At 60.8% G+C, this 9,753-nt stretch carries 9 protein-coding genes and 3 pseudogenes; 5 read left to right on the top strand and 7 right to left on the bottom strand.

From position 1 onward, the window contains the following. Positions 1–45 (top strand): annotated as a pseudogene (locus ACCC94_RS24335) (hypothetical protein); the annotation flags it as partial. A gap of 23 nt (positions 46–68) precedes the next feature. Here ACCC94_RS24335 and ACCC94_RS24330 read toward each other — a convergent pair. The 3 genes and pseudogenes from ACCC94_RS24330 to ACCC94_RS24320 all read right to left on the bottom strand — a co-directional run. Then, a pseudogene (locus ACCC94_RS24330) lies at positions 69–419 on the bottom strand (biotin carboxylase N-terminal domain-containing protein); the annotation flags it as partial. A gap of 10 nt (positions 420–429) precedes the next feature. Next, entirely contained in the window at positions 430–678 is a 249-nt protein-coding gene (locus ACCC94_RS24325; RefSeq protein WP_413352168.1) for an acetyl-CoA carboxylase, read from the bottom strand. Positions 679–750: 72 nt separating this feature from the next. Continuing rightward, positions 751–1,509 carry a 5-oxoprolinase subunit PxpA gene (locus ACCC94_RS24320; RefSeq protein WP_413352167.1) on the bottom strand — a complete coding sequence of 253 codons (759 nt, stop codon included), beginning with the start codon at positions 1,507–1,509 and terminating at the stop codon, positions 751–753. A gap of 129 nt (positions 1,510–1,638) precedes the next feature. Between ACCC94_RS24320 and ACCC94_RS24315 the strand changes: the two genes are divergently transcribed. Beyond that, positions 1,639–2,556, top strand: coding sequence for a LysR family transcriptional regulator (locus ACCC94_RS24315; protein ID WP_413352166.1), 918 nt, complete (start codon positions 1,639–1,641; stop codon positions 2,554–2,556). Positions 2,557–3,249: 693 nt separating this feature from the next. On the opposite strand, the gene ACCC94_RS24310 is transcribed toward ACCC94_RS24315, so the two are convergent. Further along, complete coding sequence (locus tag ACCC94_RS24310; protein ID WP_192290372.1) at positions 3,250–3,639, bottom strand: response regulator; 390 nt, start codon at positions 3,637–3,639, stop codon at positions 3,250–3,252. A gap of 605 nt (positions 3,640–4,244) precedes the next feature. Beyond that, positions 4,245–4,865, bottom strand: a complete 621-nt coding sequence (locus ACCC94_RS24305) for a tyrosine-type recombinase/integrase (RefSeq protein ID WP_192290373.1) — start codon at positions 4,863–4,865, stop codon at positions 4,245–4,247. A 271-nt stretch (positions 4,866–5,136) separates the two neighbouring features. Between ACCC94_RS24305 and ACCC94_RS24300 the strand changes: the two are divergent. Then, positions 5,137–5,321, top strand: a pseudogene (locus tag ACCC94_RS24300) (arsenical resistance protein ArsH); the annotation flags it as partial. Positions 5,322–5,674: 353 nt separating this feature from the next. On the opposite strand, the gene ACCC94_RS24295 reads toward ACCC94_RS24300, so the two are convergent. Beyond that, a complete protein-coding gene (locus ACCC94_RS24295) occupies positions 5,675–5,959 on the bottom strand; it encodes a hypothetical protein (RefSeq protein WP_192290374.1) in 285 nt (94 codons plus the stop codon). A gap of 62 nt (positions 5,960–6,021) precedes the next feature. Here ACCC94_RS24295 and ACCC94_RS24290 point away from each other — a divergent pair, with 62 nt between their 5' ends. Together ACCC94_RS24290 and ACCC94_RS24285 are read left to right on the top strand one after the other, a co-directional pair. Further along, positions 6,022–6,471 (top strand): hypothetical protein, encoded by a 450-nt coding sequence (locus ACCC94_RS24290; protein WP_412547972.1) that lies wholly within the window; start codon positions 6,022–6,024, stop codon positions 6,469–6,471. A 46-nt stretch (positions 6,472–6,517) separates the two neighbouring features. Continuing rightward, on the top strand, positions 6,518–7,255 hold the full coding sequence (locus ACCC94_RS24285) for a Crp/Fnr family transcriptional regulator (protein WP_192319026.1): 738 nt from the start codon (positions 6,518–6,520) through the stop codon (positions 7,253–7,255). Positions 7,256–7,262: 7 nt separating this feature from the next. On the opposite strand, the gene ACCC94_RS24280 is transcribed toward ACCC94_RS24285, so the two are convergent. After that, a partial coding sequence (locus ACCC94_RS24280; protein WP_413352165.1) for a GH36-type glycosyl hydrolase domain-containing protein occupies positions 7,263–9,753 on the bottom strand: 2,491 nt, incomplete at its 5' end.

Genomic DNA, 9,753 nt, shown 5'->3' with positions numbered 1-9,753 from the left:
CTGCGGTCGGCGCTGGAAACCGTCGCGGACTCGATCCACCCCGGCTACGGTTTTCTCTCCGAGAACGCGGCCTTGTCCCCCATGCGGCGGATGGTCTGCGCATCGGGGCCGACGAAGACCAGCCCGGCATCGACCACCGCCTGGGCGAAGGCCGCGTTCTCGGAGAGAAAACCGTAGCCGGGGTGGATCGAGTCCGCGCCGGTTTCCCGCGCCGCCTGCAACAGGGCTTCGGCATTCAGGTAGCTGCGGTCGGCGCGGGCCGGGCCGATGATCCGTACTTCGTCGGCCTGGCGCGCGGCCAGCGAATCGGCATCCGCCTCGCTGCACACCGCAACGGTGGGAATCCCCAGGGCGCGCGCTGCGCGGATGATGCGCACAGCGATCTCGCCACGGTTGGCGATCAGCAGTTTCTTCAACATGTTCCGGTCCTCACGCGTCGACGCTGATGGTCGCCAGTTCCTGTCCCGGCTCGATCGGCTCGCCGTCTTCCACCAGGAAGGCCTGCAAGATGCCGGCACGTTCGGCGAGCACTTCCGAGAACTGCTTCATCACCTCGACCAGCCCGATCACGCTGCCCGGCTCGACCCGCTGGCCCACCTCGGCATAGACCGGAGCATCCGGCGTCGGCTTGCGGTAAAAGGTGCCCGGCAGGGGCGACTGCACGTTATGTTCGGCCATGACTGTTCCTCTATTGTTCGAATGTGTGGATGGCAGATGCAGCAAGGGGTTTCCCGTCGTGCGGGACGGCGCTCAGCGCGGCGCCTTGATAGTGATGCCGGCGTCCAGCAGCGCCGCGCGGGTGGCCTGGACCAGAGCCAGTGCGGCGGGGGTGTCGCTGTGGACGCAGACCGAATCGAAGGCGATCTCGATGTCGTCGCCCTCGACCGTGCGCACACGGCCTTCCTGGCAGGCCAGCAGCACCTTGGCGGCGACTTCCTGCGGGTCGAGCGCCTTGACCCGGCGGATAAAGACAATGGAGCCGCTGTTGTCGTAGTCGCGGTCGGCGTAGAACTCGCGCACCGTCGGCTGGCCCAGCGCCTGGGCGGCGCGCCAGGTGGCCGAGTTAGGCATGCAGAACAGCCGCAGTTCGGGGTCGATGCGCTGCAGGGTCCCGACGAACTCGCAGGCGGCCTGCTCGTCGCGCGCCAGGTGCATGTAAAGCGCGCCGTGGGGCTTGATGTGCTGCAGCTTGGCGCCGTGCAGGCGGGCGAACTCACGCAGGGCGCCGAGCTGGTAGAGCATATCGTTGATCAGCTCGGCGGCGGGCGCGTTGATGTGCCGGCGGCCGAAGCCGACCAGGTCGCGGAAACCAGGATGGGCGCCGATGCCGACGCCGTGTTCGAGCGCCAGCTCGACGGTGCGGCGCATGATGTTCGGATCGCCGGCGTGGAAACCGGTGGCGATGTTGGCGCTGCTGATCAGCGGCATGATCGCCTCATCCACGCCATCGCCGATGGTCCAGGGGCCGAAACCTTCACCCATGTCGGAATTGAGATCGACTGTTTTCATCGCCGCGTGGCCTCTGTATTTGAATTTGTAAGGTCAGTACGGTGACGTTAAGTCGCAGCGGCGGTATTGGGTAGATTTATTATCCGATAGACTAGTTTCTGAAAAATCGATACCTGCCGGAGCAATTCCATGGCTTTCACCCTGCGCCAGGTGCGCTACTTCGTCGCTACTGCCGAGGTCGGACAGATTTCCCAAGCGGCAGTGAACCTGCATATCTCGCAATCAGCGGTGACCAGCGCGATCCAGGAATTGGAAAACCTGCTCGGCGCCGCGCTGTTCACCCGTACGGCCCAGGGCATGACACTGACCGACAACGGCCGGCACTTTCTCAACCACGCCTATTCAATCCTGCGCAGCGTGGATGACGCTCTGAACAGCCCGCTGCCGGACACCCAGCTCAACGGCAATCTGAACGTCGCCGCCAGCTATACGGTGATGGGCTATTTCCTCCCCCACCATCTGCAGCGCCTGGCACAGTGGTATCCGGACTTGCAAATGCATCTGCACGAGCAGGAACGGGTGGATATCGAGCAGGGACTGCTTGATGGCCGCTACGACATGGCGGTGGTGCTGACTGGTAACCTGACCGAGCCACAGATCGCCTCGGAAACACTGTTCAGCTCGACTCGACGGCTCTGGCTGCCCACACGCCATCCCCTCGCCGAGCAGCCGGCGGTGACCCTGGCCGATGTCGCCGATCAGCCCTATATCATGCTCACGGTCGACGAAGCTGGAGAGTCCTCCCTGCGTTACTGGCGAGCAAGCGGGCAGGAGCCCCAGGTGATCCTGCACACCAGTTCAGTGGAAGCCGTTCGCAGCATGGTCGCCAATGGCTCAGGAGTCGCTATTCTGTCCGACCTGGTCTATCGCCCCTGGTCATTGGAAGGCAAACGCATCGAGACACAGAGCCTGATCGACCCGGTACCCTCGATGAGCGTGGGCTTGGCCTGGCACCGGGAGCGCGAATGGACGCCCGCCAAACAGGCCTTCCGCGCTTACTTCAGGCAGTCCTTCTTGACCCCACAACTGACTAGTACAAGACGTTAACGAATCACGGGGATAGGCCTGATTGATCTGCTGAGATAGTGGCGCGCCACTAAACCGGAGCCAGGGCCTTTTTCCCATACGAGGCGACCACTAAGCGATACTAGGCGCAGGGCGGGCAGGCAGGCAGACCGAAACTGCCGACAGGCTCACTCACCGAGAGCAGCCAATGAGCGGCAGCTATGGGTCGGTAGCGGCCTCTCGCTGGAGGCAGCATCCGGCCACTAGCGGACTGTCGTAGCAGCTCATAGCTTCTTCTGCGGCGTAGCTGGTGATGATTTTCCGATGCTGAGCTATGTTGAAAAGGCCTTGGTCGTTGTAGACGCCGCAACCGTGGAAGACCAGCCCAAACAATCGCTTAACTTTCATTTTTGCTTCCGGACAGCAGTCATGAAAGACACCGAACGTGAAATGATCGAGCTCGCAATCCTAGCCTTCCTAGAGCTGACTCCCTCCTTACGCGAACAGATCAGACTGCTAATTCCTGCTTCGATGTCTCGCGAGGAGGCTGGGTCCCTCTTTCGGCATAAAGTCTGGTCAGAGCTGTGCCATGCGGCAAAGCAAGCAGGCATTCAACCAATGAATTAAGCGAGCCAGGTGATAGAGCTGTATCGTCGTGACCTTGCGCAGAACAGACGGCTGCCCCCCGAGGAACTACTCAAACTACTTGGATAGGCGCCCATGCGATCCACTCGCTTAGTGTGGAAGAGCAAGAGCCTCTTTTACTGTGGTCATGAGTGCCGTGAGATCAAATGGTTTGTCGAGAAAGCGGTAGGCCGGGAAGTCTCTACTCCAATAGCCGCCTGACATAATGATAATGGGGATGCTTGGGGATCTCTGCGCAATTTGGCGCGCTAGCTCCAAGCCGTCAATTTCTCCTGGCATTGAGATATCAGTGAGCAAGAGGGCAAGTTGACTTGGATTTGCATTGATCCACGCGAGTCCATCATCAGCACTTCCAAGAACGATGGCGGGGATTCCGTAATCTTCCATCGCCAGCCCCAGGACTCTGGCAAGAGTCGAATCATCATCAAGAATGAGTACGTATGTGACGCATTCTGTGGGTGGACCTCGGAGCGTTTCCATGCCTAATCTCCTGCGTGTGCAGCGGTAGAAGGCACTTCCTCGCCTACGTTCACATTATTCGCGTTACCCGTTTTTTATCCGACGCACGGTGGAATTGATGGGTAGCTCAGCCAAATCAGGTTTACGCCAGTACTCTGACCTCTCGCTGCGAGCCATCCAGAGCTGTGGGTAATTTCAGGCTGCTTTTGAATGCCAGGTGAATGCCCGTGACTCGCTTGTAGGCTCTCCAAAATAAATACGCAGCACTCAATGTTGCGCCGAAGCTCGTTGAAGCGCTGAGCAGAAAAGGGGGGATCAGATGGGGCGGCTTCTGTAGAGAGCTCATCCGCCAACATCCTCAGAAAGCACGTAGCGATGTTTAGACCAGAGGTGAATCGTCGATCATCCATACCGTCCTCGGCTGACGACCGAACGGGGGAAGGGATTTCCGCCAAAACTCGGGCGCTATGAGGTCACACTCCCCCCTTATCTCTGATTCTGCAATCGATTTGGTTGAACACAGGGCCTAAGGGCGTGTCACCTAGTACCTGTCGATATCAGCTATGGGTCGCTAGCTGACTCAAAGAGGCGCCGGCTCGAAACCCGGCGCCAACCTGGAGAAAAGGTCAAACCTCAGTTTGCTCCGCCATTTCTAGAGCGTCGTCCACCTCAATCCCGAGGTATCGAACGGTGCTCTCCAGTTTCGTATGGCCTAGCAGCAGTTGAACCGCACGCAGGTTCTTCGTTCTGCGATAGATCAGCGATGCTTTGGTTCTACGAAGCGTATGGGTTCCGTAGAGCGTGGGGTCGAGACCGATTGTCGTTACCCAAGCTTTCACTATGCGGGCGTACTGCCTCGTGGATATGTGCGCCGAATGTCGAGCACGACTGGGAAAAAGGAAATCGTCGTTGCGACGGTGGGCGGCACTGATCCAAGCTTCAACTGATGCTCTCGTCTGGGCGGTGATTTCGAACTGGACCGGCCGCTGGGTCTTCTGTTGCATGACGATTGCACGCGTCGATACATGATCACCGTGAGCGATGTCTCTGACGCGCAGCTTCGTTAAATCGCAGGCTCGCAATTTGCTGTCGATGGCGAGGTTGAACAGCGCCAGATCACGTTCCTTGTTTGCGATTTCCAGTCGCACTCTGATAGCCCAAATGTCCCTGAGTCTCAGCGGTGCTTTCTGGCCGACCAGTTTGCCCTTGTTCCAAGGTTCGAAAGCTTTCGTTTTGTGTGTGGCCATGATTCGTCCTCCACATGAGTGAAGGAATAGGGTGCATCGCTCCTAGCTCCAAAAGAGCTTCGGCCAAGCCCTATGGGTGGAATGCCCTTATAACGCGCGTGCTGGATATTTCGTTTCCACCGCCGCTGGCTCTCAGCGACTTCAGACTACTTTCAGATTCGCCGCTGATACTCCCCTCATCGATCGCCCCCTGGGGTAATCAGCATGACCCAGCAAGAATGGAGCGGCCTGTTTCCATTCCAGTTTGGGTCCGTCGTCGAGCGAAAAGCTCACCATTCCCAACCAAACCTCGGTACCCAAGGCCTACCTGGAGTTCGACGACGCGGGGGTGCGAAACCGTCGGCTTACTACGATAGCGTGGTGGACGTCATGGAAAAACTGGTGAAGTTCACCCTGCTGCGTAATAGCCAGGGCTTCCTGGCGGATCGTTATTCGGAACGCATGGAGAGCGCCTAGCAACTTTCCGCCCACCTGAGTCAGCGCCCAATCTGAGGCCGCCATGAGAATCGAAATCAGAGACGCCGGCCCCGAGGACGCTGCGGCTATCCAGGCCATCTGTGCTCCGGTTGTGACCGGCACGGCGACCCCCAGAGGAGCTGCCGCCGAGCGGCGAGGAGATACGGGAGCGCGTCGTCACGCCCCAGCAGACCTACCCTACCTTGTCGCGGAGCGCGATGGGCGTCTGGTTGGCTAAGCTTGCGCCAGCCAGTACAGGGCCCGAGCAGCACACCGCTCGGAAGTGGATGTCACTGTCTATAATTGCGGAGAGCGAGCGACGCGCGGAGGTTAGCCGCGACCTCTACAGCAAGCTACTTCACATACTCGCCAAGCAGCGATTCAACGCTGCCTCTGTCGACATCGCGCTGCCCAACGCGGATTGCGTCGGTTTGCATGAGCGGCTGGGCTTCCGGCACATCGGCACCTTCCAGTAAGTCGGTTTCAATCTGGGCCAATGGCACGACGTCGGCTATTGGCGACTGGATCGTGGTGATCCGGGCAACTCGCCCGAGATTCCTCGTCGATACTTCGAGATTGTTGGGGAATGACAGCTCAATCGGCCGGGCTTCATATAAAGCATGTATATCCCGCCCCATGTCGGGCCCTGCATGTCCGGCCAATCATCCTAGTCGAACCTCGGTGCGCTGCTGAGGCGGTCTTGGTCAACATCAAGCACGAAGCGCTTGTTCACCGTATCCAGCCTCAAGAGACTCCATGGAATTGCAAACTGTTTTTCTCCCATCTCCAGGAATCCGCCGAACGACAGCCCGGCGCAGGCAACTTACCTACTTTGCGAATACAGCATGATTTTCTTGAGGCCGCCAAGACCTTCGTCCTCGAAGTTGCAGATGTCACTCTCGATGAGCGTATCTGCGCTCAGCAATTGGGGGCCGAGACAGGAATGGTCATCGGCGGCTACGCCGTTATGGCCCTCGTACATACTGAAGGAATCGCCATCTTCAATGTTCATGGAAAATCCCTGAAAAGATGCGATGACTTGGTCGTACAAAGCGCCAGATCAGCATCCGCCGCCGCAAGCTCCAGACTGCGCGCCAGCGGGAGTCCGGTCTGTGCGATAGGGAACTTTGCACCACCGGTAAAGGCCTGAAACTGTATGCTTGAGTAGTCGCGATACGCCCCGTGAGGAGGCCGCCATGCGAGAGACTCCCTCCCCCGCGCAGAACCATTTACTGGCCGCACTCCCCCGAGAGGTTCAGGAGCGCCTCTTCCCCCATCTGGAGCTGCAACGCCTGGAACTGGGCAAGGTGATCTACGAACCCGGTGATGCGATGCGTTACGTGTTCTTCCCCACCGACTCCATCGTTTCGCTTTTGTACGTGATGGAAAGTGGTGCATCGGCCGAGATATCCGTGGTCGGTAACGAGGGGCTGGTCGGTATAGCCGTCTTCATGGGCGGCGAGAGCACCCCCGGCCGCGCTATCGTGCAAAGCGCCGGCAGCGTTTACCGGCTCGCAGGGCAACGAATGAAGGACGAGTTCGGCCGCCACGGCGACATGCTCCAGTTGTTGCTCCGCTATACCCAGGCATTGATCACTCAGATGGCCCAGACGGCTGTCTGCAACCGCCATCACTCCATCGACCAGCAACTCTGCCGCTGGCTGCTGCTGTCCCTCGACCGCCTGCCCGGCAACCAGCTGATCATGACCCAGGAGCTCATCGCCAACATGCTCGGTGTGCGGCGAGAGGGCGTCACCGAAGCGGCCGGCAAACTGCAGAAGCAAGGTGTGATCGAGTACAGCCGGGGGCGGATCACCGTGCTGGACCGCTCGCGCCTGGAGGTATTGAGTTGCGAGTGCTACGCGGTGGTGAAGGCGGAAACCGACCGCTTGCTACCCTACGTTCCCCGTCGTCCAGGCCATACGGCGGGGTGACACGCGTTTACAGGAACAGCTCGAGGCGATGCTCGCCAACCGCCAGCGGCACCCGCACAGGGCTTTCGCCGCAGACCAGTGAACAGCCATTCAGAAGCGCGCGCTGGATGCCGCGGCAGTGCTTCCCGGCCGAGGTTAGGACGATGCTGTAATGGCAACCATCCACCGTTACGCTGGCGTCGAACCCCGGCCAGTCCAGCGGGATACACGGATCGATGACCAGACTTGCACCCTCGCGCCGGAGCCCCAGGATTCCCTCCACCCCCGCTCGGTACATCCAGCCAGCGGAGCCGGTATACCAGCTCCAGCCACCACGCCCGACATGGGGGGCAATGGAATAGACATCGGCGGCGACGACATAGGGTTCGATCCTGTAGCACTCAACCTCTGCCGCCGTGCGCGTGTGGTTGATCGGGTTGAGCAGGGAGAACAGCCCGGCCGCCTTGTCGCCCTGACCGAGACGGGCAAACGCCAGGATGCTCCACATCGCCGCATGACTGTATTGCCCGCCGTTCTCGCGCAGGCCCGGCGGGTAGCCTTTGATGTACCCGGGATCATGTGCTGATTGATCGAAGGGGGGAGTGAACAGCAAGGCCAACCCCTCATCCTGACGGATCAACCAGCGCTCCAGCGACGCCATGGCAGTGGCTGTACGCTCGGGATTCGCACCGCCGCAGAGCACTGCCCAGGACTGGGCAATGGAATCGATCCGGCATTCGTCGCTGGCCGCCGAACCGAGCCAGGTGCCGTCGTCGAAGGTCGCCCGGCGATACCACTGGCCGTCCCAACCATGCTCCTCCAAGGCCAGTTGCAGCGCCGCCGAATGTTTTCGCCAGCGCACGGACCGTACCTCATCCCGCCCCTCGGCCAGGGCAGCGAAGCGCTCCAGGGTATGCAACAGCAACCAGCCGAGCCACACACTTTCGCCCTGGCCGCCGACGCCCACACGGTTCATTCCGTCGTTCCAGTCTCCGCTCCCCATCAGTGGCAGGCCGTGGGCGCCGGTCATCTCCAGGCACCGGTCCAGGCCCCGAGCGCAGTGTTCGAACAGCGAGGCGCTCTCCTCCGCAAGCATCGGCTGGAAAAACGTATCGCTCTCGCCAGGATTCAGCTGTGGCCCTTCGAGGAAAGGCAGCATTTCGTCGAGCACCGCAAGGTCCGCGGATGACTCGATGTAGCTGGCACAGGCATAGGCCAACCAGACCCGGTCATCGGAGATTCGCGTGCGCACTCCCTGCCCCGTCTGTTCCAGCCACCAGTGCTGCACATCGCCCTCGACGAACTGGCGCCCGGCGGCCCGCAGCAGGTGGTGGCGGGTCAGCTCTGGGCAGGCGAACGACAACGCCAGAGCATCCTGCAACTGGTCACGGAAACCATAAGCACCGCTGGCCTGGTAGAACGCCGATCGGGAATGGATGCGGCACGACAGGGTCTGGTAGAGCAGCCAGCCATTGAGCATCAAGTCCATGGCGCGATCGGGCGTGCGGACCTGAACCGCGCCAAGCCGTTGTTCCCAATACCGGGTCACGTCGGCCAACACTGCATCGAGATCAAGACTGCGGTAACGCAGCACGAGTCGACTAACATCCTCGTTCGATCCGGCCTGCCCCAGCAACGCCAGCACTTCCACGGACTCGCCGACGCCCAGCTCGACGATGCATTGCAGGGCAGCGCAAGGATCGAAGCCAGCGCCGCTGGCGCCCGACAACGCCGTGGTGCCGAGCAGCGCCCGAGGAGCCGACAGGCTACCGGCAGGACCGATGAATTCGCTGCGATCGGCGGTCCAGCTGCTCTGCCGCCCGCCCAGGTCTGCGAAAGCCAGCCGCTCGGAATAAGCGATGCTCCATGGGTTACGTGCCAGTAGCGCGCCGCTGTCGACATCCACCCCCGTCAGGATGAAAGGGGCACAGGCTCCGCGCGCGGTACCCAGTACCCATTCCACGTAAGCTGTCACCGATAGCCGGCGCGGCCGGCCGGAGGTATTGCGCAGTGTCAGCCGCGATATCTTCAGCGGGTCTTCCAGCGGCACGTACTGCAGCAGCTGCGCCTCGATACCGTGAGCCGTGTGGCTGAACCGGCTGTAGCCGAAACCATGGGCGGCGCGGTACAAGCCTGCGTCGCGGATCGGCTGGGCGGTAACGCCCCAGACTGCCAGACTGTCTTCGTCGCGCAGGTAGAAAGCCTCACCTGCAGGATCGATGACCGGGTCGTTGGACCAGGGGCTAAGCTGATTGTCCCGACTGTTGCCGGCCCAGGTGTAGCCGCTGCCTTCCGCCGAGACCTGGAAGCCGAACGCTGGATTGGCGATCACATTGATCCACGGCGCCGGGGTCATGTGGCCATTGTTCAGAGCGATGTGGTACTCACGCCCGCCCAGCGCGAAGCCGCCCAGCCCGTTGAAAATCTCCAGCGGCTCATCACTGCTCGCTCCCTCGGTCGCGGGCACCAGCGGCAAGGCCACCGGTGAGTGCAGGGCGGCCGGGCTGTTATACACATCA

It is taken from the genome of Pseudomonas sp. Pseusp97 (assembly GCF_047304025.1).
GTDB lineage: Bacteria > Pseudomonadota > Gammaproteobacteria > Pseudomonadales > Pseudomonadaceae > Pseudomonas.
This window is presented reverse-complemented; position numbering and strand designations above follow the sequence as displayed.